At 67.2% G+C, this 17,369-nt stretch carries 17 protein-coding genes; 9 read left to right on the plus strand and 8 right to left on the minus strand.

The genetic code is table 11. The features are described 5' to 3' along the window. The first annotated feature begins 2 nt into the window (after positions 1-2). A complete protein-coding gene (locus NLI89_RS10315) occupies positions 3-1,439 on the plus strand; it encodes a DUF2029 domain-containing protein (RefSeq protein WP_254686985.1) in 1,437 nt (478 codons plus the stop codon). Here the strand turns inward: NLI89_RS10315 and NLI89_RS10320 are convergent. Genes NLI89_RS10320 through NLI89_RS10330 form a run of 3 tightly spaced genes read right to left on the minus strand, consistent with a single transcriptional unit; the run spans position 1,381 to position 4,014 of the window. After that, positions 1,381-2,565, minus strand: a complete 1,185-nt coding sequence (locus NLI89_RS10320; RefSeq protein ID WP_254686986.1) for a glycosyltransferase — start codon at positions 2,563-2,565, stop codon at positions 1,381-1,383. The two genes, NLI89_RS10315 and NLI89_RS10320, sit on opposite strands and share 59 nt — an antisense overlap. 10 nt (positions 2,566-2,575) lie before the next feature. Further along, entirely contained in the window at positions 2,576-3,085 is a 510-nt protein-coding gene (locus tag NLI89_RS10325; RefSeq protein WP_254686987.1) for a DUF2141 domain-containing protein, read from the minus strand. Further along, entirely contained in the window at positions 3,082-4,014 is a 933-nt protein-coding gene (locus NLI89_RS10330; protein ID WP_254686988.1) for a hypothetical protein, read from the minus strand. Before NLI89_RS10330 ends, NLI89_RS10325 begins: the two co-directional genes overlap by 4 nt. 160 nt (positions 4,015-4,174) lie before the next feature. Between NLI89_RS10330 and NLI89_RS10335 the strand changes: the two genes are divergently transcribed. Then, on the plus strand, positions 4,175-5,239 hold the full coding sequence (locus NLI89_RS10335) for a glycosyltransferase (RefSeq protein WP_254686989.1): 1,065 nt from the start codon (positions 4,175-4,177) through the stop codon (positions 5,237-5,239). Positions 5,240-5,414: 175 nt separating this feature from the next. On the opposite strand, the gene NLI89_RS10340 is transcribed toward NLI89_RS10335, so the two are convergent. From NLI89_RS10340 to pyrE, 5 genes are all read right to left on the minus strand, one after another. Continuing rightward, entirely contained in the window at positions 5,415-6,446 is a 1,032-nt protein-coding gene (locus NLI89_RS10340) for an AI-2E family transporter (protein WP_254687068.1), read from the minus strand. 43 nt (positions 6,447-6,489) lie between these two features. Further along, positions 6,490-7,485 (minus strand): signal peptidase I, encoded by a 996-nt coding sequence (gene lepB / locus NLI89_RS10345; protein WP_254686990.1) that lies wholly within the window; start codon positions 7,483-7,485, stop codon positions 6,490-6,492. Further along, positions 7,482-7,916, minus strand: coding sequence for a holo-ACP synthase (gene acpS, locus NLI89_RS10350; RefSeq protein ID WP_254686991.1), 435 nt, complete (start codon positions 7,914-7,916; stop codon positions 7,482-7,484). The genes lepB and acpS overlap by 4 nt, the downstream gene beginning before the upstream one ends. Before the next feature lie 138 nt (positions 7,917-8,054). Further along, on the minus strand, positions 8,055-8,795 hold the full coding sequence (locus tag NLI89_RS10355; protein WP_187503908.1) for a pyridoxine 5'-phosphate synthase: 741 nt from the start codon (positions 8,793-8,795) through the stop codon (positions 8,055-8,057). Further along, on the minus strand, positions 8,792-9,376 hold the full coding sequence (gene pyrE / locus NLI89_RS10360) for an orotate phosphoribosyltransferase (protein WP_254686992.1): 585 nt from the start codon (positions 9,374-9,376) through the stop codon (positions 8,792-8,794). Before pyrE ends, NLI89_RS10355 begins: the two co-directional genes overlap by 4 nt. A 375-nt stretch (positions 9,377-9,751) precedes the next feature. On the opposite strand from pyrE, the gene coxB reads away from it, so the two are divergent. From coxB to NLI89_RS10395, 7 genes are all read left to right on the plus strand, one after another. Then, the gene (gene coxB / locus NLI89_RS10365) at positions 9,752-10,894 is read left to right on the plus strand and encodes a cytochrome c oxidase subunit II (protein ID WP_254686993.1); all 1,143 of its coding nucleotides are present in this window, start codon (positions 9,752-9,754) and stop codon (positions 10,892-10,894) included. Between the two features lies 1 nt (position 10,895). Then, a complete protein-coding gene (gene ctaD / locus NLI89_RS10370; protein WP_254686994.1) occupies positions 10,896-12,560 on the plus strand; it encodes a cytochrome c oxidase subunit I in 1,665 nt (554 codons plus the stop codon). 495 nt (positions 12,561-13,055) lie between these two features. After that, complete coding sequence (locus tag NLI89_RS10375; RefSeq protein ID WP_254686995.1) at positions 13,056-14,498, plus strand: hypothetical protein; 1,443 nt, start codon at positions 13,056-13,058, stop codon at positions 14,496-14,498. A gap of 59 nt (positions 14,499-14,557) precedes the next feature. Further along, positions 14,558-15,457, plus strand: a complete 900-nt coding sequence (locus NLI89_RS10380) for a heme o synthase (protein WP_187503904.1) — start codon at positions 14,558-14,560, stop codon at positions 15,455-15,457. Continuing rightward, entirely contained in the window at positions 15,454-15,603 is a 150-nt protein-coding gene (locus NLI89_RS10385; protein ID WP_187503903.1) for a hypothetical protein, read from the plus strand. The genes NLI89_RS10380 and NLI89_RS10385 overlap by 4 nt, the downstream gene beginning before the upstream one ends. Beyond that, positions 15,603-16,154, plus strand: a complete 552-nt coding sequence (locus NLI89_RS10390; RefSeq protein WP_254686996.1) for a cytochrome c oxidase assembly protein — start codon at positions 15,603-15,605, stop codon at positions 16,152-16,154. The genes NLI89_RS10385 and NLI89_RS10390 overlap by 1 nt, the downstream gene beginning before the upstream one ends. Before the next feature lie 30 nt (positions 16,155-16,184). Beyond that, on the plus strand, positions 16,185-17,111 hold the full coding sequence (locus NLI89_RS10395; protein ID WP_248523923.1) for a cytochrome c oxidase subunit 3: 927 nt from the start codon (positions 16,185-16,187) through the stop codon (positions 17,109-17,111). Positions 17,112-17,369: the final 258 nt, after the last annotated feature.

Raw genomic sequence — 17,369 nt, forward strand, 5'->3', positions numbered from 1 at the left:
TGATGTACCCGGCGCTACTCGCAGCGCTAGCCACCCTCTTCGTCACCCTCGCCCTCCTCCGCCCGGTAGACCACGACGAATCCCAATACGTCGCCGCCGCAGCGCTCACCGCACAAGGTCTCATCCCCTACCGGGACTTCGCCTACCTCCAGACCCCGCTCCAGCCCTATCTCTTCGCACCCGTCGCACTCCTCGCCGGCCCTTGGACATGGCCCTCCCTCCGCATCCTCAACGCCCTGCTCGGCGTCGTGACGATAGCCTGCGTCCACACCGCCGCCCGGACCCTCGGCGCGAAACCCAAGGCCGCGCTCGCCTGCGCGGCGCTGTTCGCAACCTGCGACATCCTCCTCTTCAGCATAGGCACCGCGCGCAACGATGCGCTCCCCGCCGCCCTGCTCGCGGCCGCCCTCCCCCTGATCGTCCGCCCCGCCACGACACGCGCCACCGCCGCGCTCGCCGGCCTCCTCCTCGCCAGCGCCGCCGCCGCGAAGATATCCTACGCATTCCCCGCACTCGCCTACGGCGTCTACGCGCTGGTCGACCGCCGCCATCGCCCCGTCGCGGTCCTGCTCGGCACGCTCCCGGTCGTCGCCTTCGTCGCCTGGACCTATGCCACCAGCCCGGCCGGGTTCGTGTTCGGCACTTTCACTTTCCCGGCGCGCGGCCCCGCCGAATATTACGCGCTGCGCCCGTGGAAGATGTCGCTGCCCGCAAAGGCGATCGACACGCTCAAGTTCCTCGCCCTCGGCGCAGCCCTGCCCGCGCTCGCGCTGGTCGCGCGCGACGCATGGCGACGCCGCACGGTGGGGCTGCTCGACTGGCTGATTATCGCCGGGCTGATCGCCGCACTCCTGCCGTTCCCGACCTGGCGGCAATATCTGCTGCCAGCCCTGCCCGCATTGTTCGTCCGCCTGTCGGTGATCCCGCTCCCGAGCCGCGCGTGGCGGATCGCCGTCGCGATCTTCGCCACCGCCGGCCTCGCCCCCTCGGTCGCGGCCTTGGCGGACTCGGACGGCCTCTCGCTGACCCAAGCCCAGCGCGAAGGCCGAGCGGTCGGCCGCACGCTCGACTACCACGGAGTCGAAGGCCCGATCGCGACGCTATCCCCGCAAATCCTACCCGCGGCGAATCGCTTGCCGGACCCCGCCTTCGCCACCGGCCCGTTCTATTTCCGCAGCACGACCCTGCTCGACGCATCCCAGGAAGACGCGCTCCACCTGATCTCGCGAGCACGCGTAAAACTCGACGGATCGACGATCCTCACCGGCGGCGAAGGCCCTGCGACCAGCGGCGACGCCAGCCTCGACCGCGCGCTCGCCACTGCCGCGCGCGACGCCGGCTACGACGCGATCCCGATCCCCGGCACGCGCTTCACTGCGTTCAGGCCGCCAGCCCGCGCCCCTGCTTCGCCGCGACCAGTCCCGCATAATAGTCCATGAGCTCGACCGCATGCTCGCGGTCGCTGCGCACATGCCGCGGCGCCACCGCCGCCGCGCGCCGCAGCATCGCCGGATCCCGCGCGAACAACCGCCCGATCGCCGCCGCCGCACTCTCCGCATCGCGCGCCGCATAAAGCTCGCTGGCGTGGCGGTCCGCGACTTCCGCGCAGCCGCCCGTATCCGGCACGATCAGCGGCAGGCCCGACGCCATCGCCTCCGACGCGACCAGCCCGAACGGCTCCGCCTCCGACCCGTGGATCAGCGCATCGCAGCTCGCCATGATCCGCGCGAGCCGCTCGCGGTCATAGACGGGCGCGAACATCCGGATGTGCGGCGAGCCGCCGATCCGCCGCTGGATCGCCTTGGTCTGCGCACCGGTGCCGATCAGGATCAGCCCGACCGGCAGGGTCGCCCCCGCGCATGCAACCGCATCGACCACCAGCGGCCAGCGCTTTTCGCCGTGATGCCGCCCGAGCCCGAGCAACAGCATGCCGTCCTCGGGCAAGCCGCACTGCCGCAGCAACGCCGCGCGCAGCCGCGTATCGCGCAGGTCGGGCGAGAAATGCCCTCGCTCGATCCCCAGCGGCATCGCCGCATCGATGCGGACGCCGCGCGCGCGCAACCGCTTTTCCAGCGCCGGGCCGTTGGTGACGACGACGTCGTATTTCGCAAGGAAGCGGTTCATGTACCGGCTGTACCAGGCAAACCCACGCTCGATCTGGTCGTGGCTGGCGACCCCCGCGAACCAGCGCTGCGCATAGGCGGCAATGTTGTCGTTGTGCATGAAGAACGCCTTTACCGCGCGTCCCTGCCAGTCGCCGACGAACCACGCCGGCCGCCACGGCGAGCAACACTCGACCACGTCCGGATCGAGTTCGTCGAGCACGCGGTGGATCGCGCGCTCGTCCCAGAACAGCCCGTAGTTCCGATCGAACGGCATCCCCGGCGACTTGAGATAGAGGATCCGCCCGCCGCCCGGCCGCTCCTCGACGCGGTCTTCCCTGCCCGGCGCGACGACGATCAGTTCGTGGCCCATGTCCGCCATGATGCCCATCTTCCGGTCGACATAGGTCCGCACCCCGCCGCCGGTCGGCGAGTAGAACTCGTTGACGTCGACGATCCTCATCGGAGCATCTTCATGGCGTGACAGGCCCGAACCCGCCGAGCCCCCGCAGATATTGCGCGGTGATATGGACGGTCGTCACGCCAGCCCCCACCTCGACCAGCGCCTGCTCGACCTTGGGGCGCGATCGCCCGAGCTTCCGGTTGCTCGCGAACCCGGCGCCGTCGGCCCAGAAGCTGAACTTGTTCTTCCCGTCGCGATTATGCGTCAGCAACAGCGCATAGCGACCCGGCTGCGGCACCCGGATGCACATCGTCGTCGGCCCGGCCGCGGGCGTCGGCACGACCACGCGGCGAAACGTCTTACCCGCGGCGATCAGGACGTGATCGTCCTGGAGGAAACCCGCCTCGTCGCCGGGATAGAGTTCGAGCTTCAGTTCGCCGGTACGATCCTTCAGCCCGGTGATCTCGACCGCGATCGCGGGGCCCCCTCCGGGCCGACACGCGGCCGCATCGCTGCCGAGCAGCTGGGCGCCCGCCGGGCTTGCCAGCAACAATGTTCCGGCAATCGCGTATCGGATCATGCGCGACTCCTATCGGCAATGGCGTGCGCGCCGAACGCGACGATCAGCGCGACATGCACCAGCAGCGTCAGCGCGGCGGTGAACGCGATCAATTCCGACAGCGCCTGATCCTGCCCGATCAACAGGATCGCGGCGTTGGCGAACAGCAGATCCTTGTTCGGGACCAGCGGCAGGCGCGACACCAGCAGGCGACCGGCGGCGAGGAACAGCCACATGCCGACCGGCACGCTCGGCAACGCGAAATGCCAGGCGAACGCGATCAGCACCGATCCGCACAGCAACCGGATGCAGTGGATCCCGAACACCCACCACAATTTCGCGCGCGGCAGGGAGAACACGCGGCGCGAGAAAATCAGGAACGGCAGCGAGATCGCCAGCGTCACGCCCGCCGACGCAAGCACCGTCCGGAACTGGTCGGAGGTCAGCAGATGCCGGCCGAGCGGCAGCGCAATCGCCACCAGCAGCAGGGTGACCGCGTTGCCTGCGATCGCCGACAATATGGTGACGTCCTTCACCGCGCCGAACGGCGACGCCACCATCCGCGCCTTGGCCCGCGCCCAGGCGTAGAAATACGCGTCGCCCGAATAGCCGAACACCACTTCGTTCGCGATCCGCTTCTTGATCAGCGCGACGAGGCCACCGAGCGGGATGCCCCACAGGCGGCGGAAAATCACGTAGTCCCCGGTCGGCGGCGACATGTAGAGCAGGCCGAAGCACAGATAGAAGCGCGGGTCCTGCGGCACCGAGCGCGTAAGTCCGGCGAGGCCGTGCCCGAGCAGTTCGCGCCCCAGCCCGACGATCATCGCGAGCGTCAGCACAGCACCGATGATCGCCGGCCAGCGGCTGCCGATCGTCTTCAGCGGTTCGAGCCCCGCGCGTGCGATATCCGCATAGCCGTCGCGATCGGCAGTTTTCGCACGGAAGTTCAATCGCCGGTCCTCAAACCATTGTCCTCAAGCCATTCCGTCGCCCAACGCTCCTTCGAGGTGGCGCGGTCCAATAGCCGCCCGTCGGCGCGCATGCACGTAAAGTCGGTTTCATTCGATCGCGATCTCCGCTTTACCCATCGCGCATCATGATGACCCCCATATGTCACTCCTGAGCGGACCACCGACCGCGCGGCACATCCTGACCTATGCCGAGGACCTGCGTGGCGGCGGAGTCGAGCGCGCGCAACTACGGCTCGCGCGTGGCTGGCTGGCGGCGGGGCGGCGGGTGACGCTGGCGATCGAGGATATCGCCGGGCCGCTCGCGGCGGAACTGCCGGAGGGGCTGGAGATTATCGCGCCGTCGCGGTTGCTGGCATTGCCGGGGGTGGTGCGGCGTTTATCGCCGGACATCATCTTCTGCCCGGGCAATTTCTATACCGGGATCGCGGCCTGGACCCGGCTGCGGCTCGGCAAGGCCTGTCCGCCGATCGTCGCCAAGATGTCCAACGCGCCCGCCCGGGCGGATCATGGCCGGCTGATGCACGCTGCGCATCAGGTCTGGCTGGCGCGGCACAGGAGTTTCCTCGATCATCTCGTGGCGATGACGCCCGCGACGGCGGAGGCGGCTGCGCGGGCGACGCAGATGGTCGGGCGGACGAGCGTCATTCCGAACCCGCCGGCGGTGGCGATCCCCGGCGCGCTACCTGATCTGCCGGCGCGTTTCATTCTCGGCGTCGGGCGGCTCGAACCGCAGAAGCGCTGGGACCGGCTGATCGCCGCGCTGCCGCTGTTGGCGGACCGGACGATACCGCTGGTTGTCCTCGGCGAAGGGAGCGAGCGGGGGGCGATCGAGGCGCAGATTCTCGCGCTGGGTTTGGGGAACCGTGTTCGCCTGCTCGGCCACAGCACCGACCCGCTGCCGGTCATGGCCCGCGCTAAGGTGGTCGTGCTGACCTCAGACTATGAAGGTGTGCCCGGCGTGTTGCGCGAGGCGCTGTCGGTTGGGACGCCGGTGGTCTCGACCGATTCGAGCGCGGCGGTGGCGGAGATCATCGACCGCCCGGATCGCGGTACGATCGTCGCGCGAGACGATGCGGCGGGACTGATCGCAGCGTTGGATGCATGGCTAGCGCCATCTGCGCCACGGTCGGAGCCGGTACCGCAACCAGGTGCGGACTCGGCGGAGCGCTACCTTGCTCTATTCGACCAGCTGGTACGGCGGTAACTTCCTAGCCTATCTCGGCCCACCCCATTGTGGGTCTCCGCCCTCACGTCCCGTCATCCCCGCGGACGCGGGGACCCATATCCTCAGGGGTTTGCCAGTATGGGTCCCCGCTTCCGCGGGGATGACGGGGGTGGGCGATGAACCTGGATTGAGAGGGAGGGGCCGCTAAATCGAGTCAGGCCGTAGCCTCACCAACCGCCTCGGCCTTCTCCTCTTCCCGCTTCGACCGCCGCTCCAGGGCCGTCTTCAGCATCGCGGTCATCGGATCGGCCAGCGCCAGCCCCAATATCCCGAACAGCGCGCTCGCCAGGATCTGCGCGCCCAACGTCAGCGCCGGGGGCAGATCCACCGTGCGCTTGGCGACCATCGGCACGATCACGTATCCGTCGATCGTCTGCACCACGAGGTACGTGCCAATCGCCCAATACCCGGTATCGACGCCCGCGCTGAACCCGACTGCGACCATCAGCACGCCGGTCACGATCGCGCCGACGTTCGGGATGAACGCCAGGATGCCCGCGATGATGCCGAGCAACATTGCCATCGGCACGCCACCGATCGTCAGCGCGACACCCGTCGCGACACCCTCGACCGCCATGCCCAGCAGGCGCCCGGCGAGCAGCTTGCGCAGCGTGTCGCCCATCTTGACCAGCGTCTTCGCGAACTCGGGGCGCAGGTCGATCGGCACCATCCACTGGAGCCCGCGCGAATAGGTCCCCGGGTCCATCGCGATGAACAGCCCGAGGATCAGGATCATGAACATGCTGGTCAGCGCGCCGATCGCGGTGCCAACCCACGACGTCACCCGCCCGACCGAGCCGAGCGCCTGCTTGACGATGCCGTTCACATCCGACGCGCCCGGCATCAGCCCTTGCGCGGTCAGATAGCCGGTGAAGCGATTGGCCTGCGATTCCAGCGTCGAGCGCAGCTGGGTCACCTGTTCGGTCACCTGCACGCCGGTCAGGACGAAGGTGCCGACCAGGAACGCGAACGTCAGCAGCACGACGATCAGCAACCGCCAGCCGCGCCCGATCGGCAGCACCCGCCCGAGCAGCCGCACGCCCCCGTCGAGCAAAGCCGCGAACACGACGCCGGCAAAGATGATCAGCAACGGCTGGACCAGCACGATCAGCAACGCGATCACGCAGGCGAGCCCGAGCCAGATGACCGCGCGCTTCAGTTCCTTGCGCAGGAACGGATCGCGCATCTCGACCGGACTGCGTTCGGTGACGGCTTTGTCGTCGGCCACCTCAGCTGGCCTTGGCGGGATGCAGCGAGGTGCCGGCGCGATCCGGGCGCAGCGATCCCCACCAGGTCAGCGGATTGAACGTCGCATCGCCGTCGAGGCTGAAGGTGATGAACTCCGCACGCCCGCCGAGATTCTCGTACGGTACCGGCCCGCCGAGGCCGAGCTGGCTCAGCGCGAACCGGCTGTCGGCGGAGCGATCGCGATTGTCGCCCATCAGGAAGACGTGGTTCGCGGGGATCGTGATCTCCGCGAAATTGTCGCCCTGGCTGTCCGATTCGAGATCGATCGTCTCGTAGCGGCGACCGTTCGGCAGAGTCTCGGTATAGGTCGGCAGACGGCACATTGCGCGACCGTCGGGCAGCGTCTCGCGCGCGCCGGGATAGTCGATCTCGCTGCACGGGCTGTTGGTGTCGACCGGGATCAGCGTGTCATGCAAAGGGCCCCGCTTCACCGCCACGCCGTTGAGGAACACGATCCCGCCGCGCACGGCCAGCTTGTCGCCGGGCAGGCCGATGACGCGCTTGATATAGTCGTTGTGCGTGCCCGGCGGCGTCACGATCACCACGTCGCCGCGCGTCGGCAGCGAGCCGAACAACCGGCCGTGGATGAACGGCAGCGACACGCTCCAGCTGTCTTCCTGCTGGCGCAGCACCACGCCCTTGAAGATCGCGACCGGGTTCGGGATCGTCGGCGAGACGAACGACCAGCCATAGGCGAACTTGGTCACCACCAGCCGGTCGCCGATGCGTAGGCCCGGCAGCATCGATTCGCTGGGGATGTAGAAGGGCTTGGCGATGAAGCTGTGGAAGCCGAGCACGACCAGGACCAGCCAGAATATGCCCTTAACCTCGCCCCACCAGTCGGTGCCGCGGCGGCGGGTCGTTTCCGGCGTGGTGCTGGCCGATGGCGCGGGATCGACCGCGCTGGTCTGCGCTAGGGGGGCCTGCGCGAGGGGCTTTTCCTGGAACTCGTTGCCGTCCAACGCCGCGTCCTTCATCGATTCATATCCAGGCTCGTGTCCGGGGATATCAGAGGTATAGCTTCGATGATCACGAAGGCCTGCGCCCACGGATGATCATCCGTCATCGTCAAATGCACGCGCGCGGCGTGGCCTTCGGGGGTCAACGCGTCAAGCCTCGCTTTGGCGCCCCCGGTCAGCGCCAGCGTCGGCGCGCCGCTCGGGGCGTTGACCACGCCGATATCGCGCATGAACACGCCCGCGCGAAACCCCGTGCCGACCGCCTTCGAGAACGCCTCCTTCGCCGCGAACCGCTTCGCCAGCGTGCCGGCCTTAGTGAAAGGCCGCCGCGCCGCCTTCGCCCGCTCGACATCGGTAAACACGCGCTGCTCGAACCGATCCCCGAACCGCTCGACCGACGCGGCAATGCGCTCGATGTTACACAGGTCGGACCCGAGCCCGATAATCATCGCGACGCCTGGAGTCGGAAGACAGAGTTGGTTCTCGCGAAGGCGCAAAGGCGCGAAGAGAACAAGAAGGGAAGCCAACCGGGGGTTCTCTCCTTTCTCTTCGCGCCTTCGCGCCTTCGCGTGAACAAAATCTGAAAGCTACCGCGCCGCATCCATAGCCTCGCGCATCAGCCGAACCGCTTCGCCAAGCCCGACGAACAGCGCCTCGCCGACCAGGAAATGCCCAATGTTCAGTTCCCGAACCTGGCGAATAGCCGCAATCGGGGCGACGTTGTCGTAGGTCAGCCCATGCCCCGCATGCACCTCGATGCCGTTCTTCGCCGCCAGTGCCGCTGCATCGGTCAGTCGGCGCAGTTCCGCCGTCTGCGCCTCGCCCGACAGTTCCGCATACAGCCCGGTGTGCAGTTCGATCACGGGGACCTTGAGCCGCACCGCCGCCTCGATCTGGCGCGCGTCCGGCTCGATGAACAGCGACACGCGGATGCCCGCCCCGGCCAGTGCGTCGACCAGCCGCGCCATCCGGTCGTAATGCCCGGCGACGTCGAGCCCGCCCTCGGTGGTCAGCTCCTCGCGCTTCTCCGGCACGATGCACGCGGCGTGCGGCTTGTGGCGGAGCGCGATGCCGAGCATCTCGTCGGTCGCCGCCATCTCAAGGTTCAGCGGGATCGTCAGCTCGGCCGACAACCGTGCGATATCGTCATCCGTAATGTGCCGGCGATCCTCGCGCAGGTGCGCGGTAATCCCGTCCGCCCCCGCCGCCGCCGCGACCAGCGCCGCGCGCACCGGATCGGGATAGCCAGCCCCGCGCGCATTCCGCACGGTCGCGACATGGTCGATGTTGACGCCAAGGCGCAGGTGGTCGTTGCCAGGGGGGCTCATGCCGCCGCCCTGCTGCCGGGCTTGATCGCCGGGATCGCGGCCAGTTCGGGTGGCAGCGCATCCGCCGGATAGGTCGGCACGTCGAGCCGGATCAGCGGGAAGAATGGCACGCCTAGGTCCGCCGTCCCGTTCGAGCGATCGACCAAAGCCGCCGCCGCGACCGTCACGCCGCCCGCGCGCCCGATCGCCGCGATCGCCTCGCGCGACGACAGCCCGGTGGTGACGACGTCCTCCATCATCAGCACGCGCTGGCCGGGCGCGAGCCGGAACCCGCGGCGCAGTTCGAACACGCCGTCGGGCCGTTCGAGGAATACCGCCTCGACACCAAGCGCGCGGCCCATTTCGTGGCCGGCGATTACGCCGCCCATCGCCGGCGAGACGACGATATCGATCTCCTCCCGCAACTCGGCCGGGATCGCCGCGACCAACGCCTCCGAAAGCCGAGCACCGCGGGCGGGGTCCATCAACACGCGCGCGCATTGCAGGTAGCGCGAACTGCGCAGCCCCGAGGACAGGATGAAATGCCCTTCGAGCAGCGCCTCGGCAGCACGGAATTCGGCGAGCACGTCGTCTTCGGTCATCGCGGGTCATCGCTCCAAAAGGTCTGCCCGCGCTGATACGGGCGCACGAAACCGCGTGCAACGAGAACCGGCGCACAAGTACACCTACGCTCCCCACCCACTCCGTCACCCCGGACTCGTTCCGGGGTCCACCGTTCCGCAAACCCAATCCTCTCGAGCTTGCGGAACGGTGGATGCCGGAACAAGCCCGGCATGACGGAGTGTCTGGATCGGGCCAGCCGGCGCGCGAGGTGAGACAATGCTTGAGGCGAGCCCCCCCGCTGGGTATAGCTCTTCGCAAATGATAAGCAGACATCCGCGCGTCCGTGATATCGGGTTCGCTATAAACCGGGGTCAAGAATAACGATGCGCAAGATGGGGATGAGAGGATTTGCGATGGCAGCGGGGCTCGCACTGGCGAGTCTCGGTGGTGTCGCCGGGCATGCGGCCCAGCCGACGCCAGCAGCACCCGCACCACAGGCCGCCGCCGCTCCGGCCGGCGTGTCCAACACCGCGCCGACCACATCGGCCGCGACGCCGACCGCCAACCCGTCCAGCCCCGAACTCGCGATGGACGGTGCGCCGGCGATGACGGCCAAGCCGATGATCGGCCAGCCGACCGACGGCCTGTTCGGTCTTCAGCCCCAAGTGACCAAGAACGGTCAGTTCGCGCACTGGATGCACAATTCGATCCTGGTGCCGACCATCACGATCATCTCGCTGTTCGTCCTCGCGCTGCTGTTCTGGGTGTCGTTCCGCTACCGCAAGGCACGCAATCCGGTCGCGTCGAAGACGTCGCACAACACCGTCATCGAGATCATCTGGACGCTCGCGCCGGTCGTGATCCTGGTGCTGATCGCGGTCCCCTCGATCGGTCTGCTCCAGGCGCAGTTCAAGCCCGCCCCGTCCGGCGCCGTGACGCTCAAGGCGATCGGCAACCAATGGTATTGGACCTATCAATACCCGGACAATGGCGGCTTCGAGATCACCGCCAACATGCTGAAGGAAAAGGGTGAGGTCGCCGCCGGCGAACGCGCGCGGACCGATGCCGACGGCCCGGCGCTGCTCGCGACCGACAACCGCATCGTCCTGCCCGTGGGCGTGCCGATCCGCCTGATCACCACCTCGAACGACGTGATCCACAGCTGGGCGGTGCCTGCGTTCTGGATCAAGCTCGACGCGATCCCGGGGCGCCTGAACGAGACCAGCTTCACGATCGACAAGCCCGGCCTGTATTTCGGCCAGTGCTCGGAACTGTGCGGCGCGCGCCATGGCTATATGCCGATCGCGGTCGAGGCCGTTCCGCCCGCCGAATACGCGGCCTGGGTCCGCGCCAAGGGCGGCACGATGCCGACCCCCGGCAAGGCATCCGACAAGGTCATCCCGCAGCCCGGCGCCGACGGCTCCGCGGCGAAGGTCGAGGAGGCCGCGGAAACCGCCAACGCCACCGGCCCGGTCGAGAACGTGACCACCGCAGCCCCCGCGACGACGCAGGGCGCCACCTCAAACCCGGCCGGCGCCGGCAACGCGGGACTGTAAGATGACCGACACCGCTCTCAATCCGTCGGCGTTCGTAAGCCACGAAGCGCACGACCATCACCACGATACCGATCACAAGCCGGGCTTCTTCGCGCGTTGGTTCATGTCGACCAACCACAAGGATATCGGCACGCTGTACCTGATCTTCGCGATCGTCGCGGGGATCATCGGCGGCTCGGTCTCGGGGCTCATGCGCGCCGAACTCGCGCATCCCGGCATCCAGTATCTCCAGGGCTGGGCATCGATGCTCCACGGCGGCAGCGCCAGCCTGGACGAATCGCTCCATCTCTGGAACGTGCTGATCACCGCGCACGGCCTGATCATGGTGTTCTTCATGGTCATGCCGGCGATGGTCGGCGGATTCGGCAACTGGTTCGTGCCGATCATGATCGGCGCGCCGGACATGGCGTTCCCGCGCATGAACAACGTGTCGTTCTGGCTGCTGATCCCCGCCTTCACGCTGCTGCTGGCCTCGCCGTTCTTCGGTGGTGCGGGTAATGGCTGGACGCTCTACGCGCCGCTCTCGACATATGGCGAGCCCGGGCCGTCGACCGACATGGCGATCCTCGCGCTGCATCTGGCCGGCGCGTCGTCGATCCTCGGCGCGATCAACTTCATCACGACGATCTTCAACATGCGCGCGCCCGGCATGACGCTGCACAAGATGCCGCTGTTCGTGTGGTCGATGCTCGTCACCGCGTTCCTGCTGCTGCTGGCGCTGCCGGTGCTCGCAGCCGCGATCACCATGCTGCTGACCGATCGTAACTTCCGCACGACGTTCTTCGATCCGGCCGGCGGCGGCGACCCCGTCCTGTACCAGCATCTGTTCTGGTTCTTCGGCCATCCCGAAGTCTACATCATGATCCTGCCGGGCTTCGGCATCGTCAGCCAGATCATCTCGACGTTCAGCCGGAAGCCGGTCTTCGGCTATCTCGGCATGGCGTATGCGATGGTCGCGATCGGCGTGGTCGGGTTCGTCGTGTGGGCGCACCACATGTTCACCACCGGCCTGAGCGTGAACACTAAGATGTACTTCACCGCGGCGACGATGGTTATCGCGGTGCCGACCGGCATCAAGATCTTCTCGTGGATCGCGACGATGTGGGGCGGCTCGCTCACCTTCAAGACGCCAATGGTGTGGTCGATCGGGTTCATCTTCATGTTCACCGTCGGCGGCGTGACCGGCGTGGTGCTCGCCAATGGCGGCATCGACGATTACATGCAGGACACCTACTACGTGGTGGCGCATTTCCACTATGTTCTGTCGCTGGGTGCGGTGTTCTCGCTGTTCGCCGGGTTCTACTATTGGTTCCCGAAGATGTCGGGCAAGATGTACAACGAGTTCCTCGGCCAGCTGCACTTCTGGGTGTTCTTCATCGGCGTGAACGTGATGTTCTTCCCGATGCACTTCCTGGGCCTGCAGGGCATGCCGCGCCGTATCCCGGACTACACGCCGCAGTACGAGCATTGGAACACGGTCGCCTCGGTCGGCTACATGATCATGGCCGCGGGCATGGTGGTGTTCTTCGTCAACCTGATCTGGTCGATGGTCGCGGGCAAGCCGGCGGGCGACAACCCCTGGGGCGACGGCGCGACGACACTGGAGTGGACGATCTCCTCGCCGCCGCCGTACCACCAGTTCGAGACGCTGCCGAAGATCGATTGAGGCGGATCAGGGCTCTCAAGCCCCCGCCCGGCCGGCGCGGCAAAGCCGCGTCCGACGACACGGGATTTACTCCCGTGTCGGGGCCAGCCAGAAACGAAGACGCCTCGGGGAAACCCGGGGCGTTTTTCGTTAAATAGCCGCCTTCAAGTCAGACCCTGTGTCTCCGCGAAGGCGGAGCCACGCCTGGGCTCCCGCCTTCGCGGGAGAACGGGGAGAACGGGGAGCCGGCAGCCCGCACCTGCGTCATTCTACGCCCGTCATCACGCACGCCCGTCATCCCCACCAAACCACCCTACGCCCGTAATCATGCACGCCCGTCACCGCCGCCGTCATCCCAGCTGAAGCTGGGATCTCACCCTGTGACTCCACGCGCTCGCCAAACGGGAGACCCCCGCTTTCGCTGGGGTGACGAAATTGGGTTCGCTCCCATTCACCATTCCAAAGGACAATCGCGTTAACCCCGCCTCCATGCCGAGCGCCACGCCCCCGCCCCCAGTGCGCCCAGACGCGCCACCCGGAATCCCCCGCTCGACCTTCGCCCTCCTCGCCGGCTTCGCCGCGTTCGCATTCACCATCATCGTCCCCACGGCCCTGCGCGACGGCGACACCGGCTGGCACCTCGCGACCGGTGCCTGGATCGTCGCGCATGCCAGCGTCCCGACCGCCGACCCGTTCTCGTTCACCGCCACCGGCCGGCCTTGGGTGGCGCACGAATGGCTGTCCGAACTGGCGATGTATGCGAGTTACCGCGCCGCCGGCTGGAGCGGCCTGATCGTGCTCATAGGCGTCGCGATGGCCGCGCTGTTCGCGCTCGTCGCCTACGAAATCCGCCGCTGGCTAAGCACGCGCGCCAGTATCCTCGCGCTGCTTCTGCTCGTCACCGGCCTGCTCCCGTCGTTGCTGGCACGCCCGCACATCCTCGCGCTGCCGATGTTGGCCGGCTGGCTGATCGTCCTGCTGCGCGCGCGCGAGCGTGACCGACCGCCGCCGTTGGGCTTCGCCTTACTCATGCTGATATGGGCGAACGCGCATGGCAGCTTCGTGTTCGGGCTGGCACTCGTCGGCGTGTTCGCGCTCGAAGCGCTGATCACCGCCGCTCCGTCCCACCGCCGTCGCGTCGTCCTGGGCTGGGGTGCGTTCGGTCTGGCTTGCGCGGTCGCCGCCACCGCGACTCCCGCCAGTTTCGACGGGCTCGTCTTCCCGTTCTACGTCGACCGGCTGAAACTGCTCGCGCATCTCGACGAGTGGCAGCCCGCCGACTTCGCGACATTCTCCGGGTTCGAGGCGATCCTGCTCGCCACCCTCGCCTGCCTGCTCCTCCGGCCGGTGCGCATCCCACCCGTTCGCCTGCTCCTGTTGCTCGGCGTCCTGCACCTCGCCCTGCAACATACCCGCCAGGAAATCGTTCTGGTCGTCGTCGGTATCCTGGTCCTCGCAGAACCGCTCGGCAAAGCCTGGACGACCAAGACAATGCCTTCACCAATGCCCCGTCGCGAGAGCAGATCGATCGGCATCCTGATCCTGCTGCTCGCGATCGGCCTCGCAACCTACCGGATCGCCGTCCCCGTGGTGCGCGACGACAGCGCCGGTATCCCCGCCGCCGCGCTCCGCCATCTGCCGCCGCCGCTCCGCAACCAGCGCGTCTTCAACGAATACAGCTTCGGCGGGTCGCTGATCCTCGCCGGCATCCGGCCCTATATCGACGGCCGGTCGGACATGTACGGAGACCCGTTCACGCTCGACTATTTCAGGATCGCCGGCGGCGACGCCGAACGCTGGCGCGCGGCGAACGCGAGATGGCATTTCGGCTGGACGATCCTGCCGCCACGCTCGCCGCTGGTCGGCTTGCTCGATCACGATCCCGCGTGGCGGCGCGTCTACACGGACGGCACCGCGGTCATCCACCAGCCCGTACCCGCGCATCGGCCAACCCCTTGAGCCGACACGACGCGAAGGGTTTCCGAGGTCCGCCGCAACGCGTATAGCGTACCCGAACCATGACTCCCGTCACCCCTCTCCTGCCACCGGCGCACTGGCGCGATTTTCTTGCGTTGACCAAGCCGCGGGTGATGACGCTCGTCGTCTTCACCGGGCTCTGTGGGATGCTGGCCGCGCCGGTCGGCGTGCATCCGGTGATCGGCTTCACCGCGATCCTCTGCATCGCGCTCGGCGCCGGCGCGGCGGGGGCGCTCAACCAATGGTACGAGTCGGACATCGACGCGGTCATGCGCCGGACGCAGAAGCGCCCGCTGCCCGATGGCCGGATGGACCGCCAGGCCGCGCTCCATTTCGGCGTCGGGCTCGGTGCGTTCTCGGTCCTGTTCATGGGGTTCGCGGTCAACGCCGTTGCCGCCGCGATCCTGACCGTCTCGATCCTGTTCTACGTGCTCGTCTACACCGTCTGGCTGAAGCGCCGCACGCCGCAGAACATCGTCATCGGTGGTGCGGCCGGCGCGTTTCCGCCGCTGATCGGCTGGGCCGCGGCGACCGGCGACATTGCGCTGCTCCCGGTCCTGCTGTTCCTGTTCGTGTTCCTGTGGACGCCCCCGCATTTTTGGGCGCTCGCGCTGTTCATGAAGAGCGATTACGCGGCCGCGGGCGTGCCGATGCTTCCCGTCGTGTCGGGCGAGCGCACCACACGCACGCAGATCGGGCTCTACACGATCCCGATGGCAGCGGTCGCGATCCTGCCCTGGCCGCTCGGGCTGACGGGTGCGATCTACGGCATCGCTGCCGTCCTGCTCACCGGCTGGTTCGCGCTGCTCGCCGTCCGTGTCGCCAAGCGCACCACGCATGCCGACGATGCGATGAAACCGGAGAAGGCCTTGTTCAAATACTCGATCCTGTATCTGTTCGTGATGTTCGGCGCGCTGGTCGTCGACCGGTGGTTCGCATGAGCATCCCCGATCCCCTCCGCGAGGAAGACCTGATCCGCAGCCGCCAGCGCGGTCGTGCGCGCGTCATGGCCGTCCTGCTCGGCGCGTTCGTCATCCTCGTCTTCGCGATCTCGATCGCCAAGATCCGCGCGGGGATGCCGCACTGATGACCGGATGGAAGGCGATGTCGCGCACCAACCGCACCGCGGCGCTGGCCGTGCTCTTCATCTGCTTCATGACCGGGCTCGCCTGGGCCAGCGTGCCGCTCTACCGCCTGTTCTGCTCGGTCACCGGCCTCAACGGCACGACGCAGCGCGGGCTCGTCGCCCCCGGCGCGGTCGACCACAAGATCACCGTCGACTTCGACACCAACGTCAGCCCCAAGCTGCCGTGGAAGTTCGCGCCCGAGAATCGCTCCGACACGATCGACATCGGCGCGCGCGACATGGCGTTCTTCAAGGCCACCAACACCTCGACCAAGCCGCTGACCGGCACCGCGACCTTCAACGTCCAGCCCGCACAGGCCGGCAAGTATTTCACCAAGATCCAGTGTTTCTGCTTCACGCAGCAGACGTTGAAGCCCGGCGAGACCGTGCGGATGCCGGTGATTTTCTTCGTCGATCCGAAGATCCTGACGGACCCGGATGCGGCCGATATCCAGACGATCACGCTGAGCTACACGTTTTACCCGGTGGATTCTGCCAAAACAGCCAGCTAGAACGCTGCGAAAGAACATAGGGGAGTACCGATGGCCGGCGCCAAGAACCATGATTACCATATCCTGCCGCCGAGCGTGTGGCCGCTGGTCGGCTCGTTCTCGGCGCTGATCATGGCGGTGGGCGGCATCATGTGGATGCACGGCGGGCATATCGACAAGCCCAATGGTGGCGGCTGGATCTTCTTCATCGGCCTCGCCGGGCTGCTCTTCACCTTCTACAGCTGGTGGGCGCAGGTCATCCAGGAGGCCCGCGCGGGCGATCATACGCCGGTCGTCCAGCTCCATTTCCGCTACGGCATGATCCTGTTCATCGCCTCCGAGGTGATGTTCTTCGTCGGCTGGTTCTGGGCGTTCTTCGACTTCTCGCTGTTCCCGACCGCGATGACCTATGCCGACGGCAGCGTCACGCGCGCGGTCGAGGGCGGTGCGGCGATCGTCGCGCAGTGGCCGCCGAAGGGCCTGACGGTCATCAACCCGTTCGAACTGCCGCTGCTCAACACGCTGATCCTGCTGACGTCCGGCACCACGGTGACGTGGGCGCATCACGCGCTGATCCACAACCAGCGCGGCGGCGAGAAGACGGGGGCTTGGGGCCTGATCGGCGTCGGCAATCGCGACGGCGTGCTCAAGGGCCTGTGGCTGACGGTGATCCTCGGCGCGCTGTTCAGCGCGATCCAGGCGTATGAGTACGTCCACGCGCCGTTCCCGTTCAAGGGCATCAACTACGGCGCGGCGTTCTTCATGGCGACCGGGTTCCATGGTTTCCACGTGCTGATCGGCACGATCTTCCTGATCGTCTGCCTGGTCCGCGCGTATCGCGGCGACTTCACCCCGAAGCAGCATTTCGGCTTCGAGGCAGCGGCATGGTACTGGCATTTCGTCGACGTCGTGTGGCTGTTCCTGTTCGTCACCGTCTATGTCTGGGGCGGCTGGGGCGCACCCGTCCACGGCGGTTGAGGGTCGATAGGCTAGTTTACGGGCACCACCCCGGCCTCGGCAACCACCCCGGCGGAGGCCGGGGCCCAATTGGGAAGGCTGCAGTAACGAAGCGCTGTCCGCAGTTGGCAACGTCCCCCAATTGGGCCCCGGCCTCCGCCGGGGTGGTGGTGTTTTCGGATGCTGCAGTGACACGAGCGGACGCTCCCACCCTCCCCTTGTTCTCCCGCGAAGGCGGGAGCCCAGTCTGGATCCCCGCCTTCGCGGGGAAACACGCTT

Source organism: Sphingomonas faeni (assembly GCF_024273235.1).
GTDB lineage: Bacteria > Pseudomonadota > Alphaproteobacteria > Sphingomonadales > Sphingomonadaceae > Sphingomonas > Sphingomonas faeni_A.

Coding starts and splice junctions, on each gene's coding strand:
- NLI89_RS10390 (WP_254686996.1), top strand. CDS start 15,603: ATGACCGGATGGAAGGCGATGTCGCGCACCAACCGCACCGCGGCGCTG.
- NLI89_RS10380 (WP_187503904.1), top strand. CDS start 14,558: ATGACTCCCGTCACCCCTCTCCTGCCACCGGCGCACTGGCGCGATTTT.
- lepB (WP_254686990.1), bottom strand. CDS start 7,485: ATGAAGGACGCGGCGTTGGACGGCAACGAGTTCCAGGAAAAGCCCCTC.
- NLI89_RS10385 (WP_187503903.1), top strand. CDS start 15,454: ATGAGCATCCCCGATCCCCTCCGCGAGGAAGACCTGATCCGCAGCCGC.
- ctaD (WP_254686994.1), top strand. CDS start 10,896: ATGACCGACACCGCTCTCAATCCGTCGGCGTTCGTAAGCCACGAAGCG.
- pyrE (WP_254686992.1), bottom strand. CDS start 9,376: ATGACCGAAGACGACGTGCTCGCCGAATTCCGTGCTGCCGAGGCGCTG.
- coxB (WP_254686993.1), top strand. CDS start 9,752: ATGGCAGCGGGGCTCGCACTGGCGAGTCTCGGTGGTGTCGCCGGGCAT.
- NLI89_RS10395 (WP_248523923.1), top strand. CDS start 16,185: ATGGCCGGCGCCAAGAACCATGATTACCATATCCTGCCGCCGAGCGTG.
- NLI89_RS10325 (WP_254686987.1), bottom strand. CDS start 3,085: ATGATCCGATACGCGATTGCCGGAACATTGTTGCTGGCAAGCCCGGCG.
- NLI89_RS10335 (WP_254686989.1), top strand. CDS start 4,175: ATGTCACTCCTGAGCGGACCACCGACCGCGCGGCACATCCTGACCTAT.
- NLI89_RS10315 (WP_254686985.1), top strand. CDS start 3: ATGTACCCGGCGCTACTCGCAGCGCTAGCCACCCTCTTCGTCACCCTC.
- acpS (WP_254686991.1), bottom strand. CDS start 7,916: ATGATTATCGGGCTCGGGTCCGACCTGTGTAACATCGAGCGCATTGCC.
- NLI89_RS10320 (WP_254686986.1), bottom strand. CDS start 2,565: ATGAGGATCGTCGACGTCAACGAGTTCTACTCGCCGACCGGCGGCGGG.
- NLI89_RS10340 (WP_254687068.1), bottom strand. CDS start 6,446: ATGCGCGATCCGTTCCTGCGCAAGGAACTGAAGCGCGCGGTCATCTGG.
- NLI89_RS10355 (WP_187503908.1), bottom strand. CDS start 8,795: ATGAGCCCCCCTGGCAACGACCACCTGCGCCTTGGCGTCAACATCGAC.